This is a genomic window from Pseudomonas sp. 22490, assembly GCF_052044465.1.
Classification (GTDB): Bacteria; Pseudomonadota; Gammaproteobacteria; order Pseudomonadales; family Pseudomonadaceae; genus Pseudomonas; species Pseudomonas aeruginosa.
Window position 1 is genome coordinate 1 of sequence record NZ_JBQENS010000108.1, and the last position, 440, is coordinate 440.

General features: G+C 68.6%; 1 pseudogene. It reads left to right on the top strand.

Features of this window, described 5'->3' with window-relative positions:
- Window positions 1-440, top strand: a pseudogene (locus ACTJJX_RS35125) (DNA cytosine methyltransferase); the annotation flags it as partial.

The following is a 440-nucleotide window of genomic DNA, read 5'->3' on the forward strand; positions in this document are numbered from 1 at the left end:
GAGAAGAAGTCGCTCCGCGCCGTCGGCGACATCCTCGGCCGCATGCCGCTTCCCGGCGACATTGAGGCCGCAGGCCCGATGCACCGCGTGCCGTCCCTGCAGTGGAAGACCTGGGTGCGCCTCGCCCTGGTGCGAGCCGGCAGCGACTGGCGCAGTTTGAACGACCTGGCCGTTGAGGACGGCTACCTGCGCGATCTGATCATCGTCCCGAAATATCAGGCAGGCTACATGGGCGTTCACGGTTGGAACGACAGCATGGGCACCATCGCCGGCCGCAGCGGCCCCACGAACGGGGCGTTCTCGGTAGCGGACCCGCGCGCACCGGCAAACGCTATGCAATACCAGCAGTACGGCGTCCGCCGCTGGACCGACACCTCCGGCGCCATCATCGGCGTCAAGTCGCCCGGCCAGGGCACGTACTCCGTCGCCGATCCCCGCGG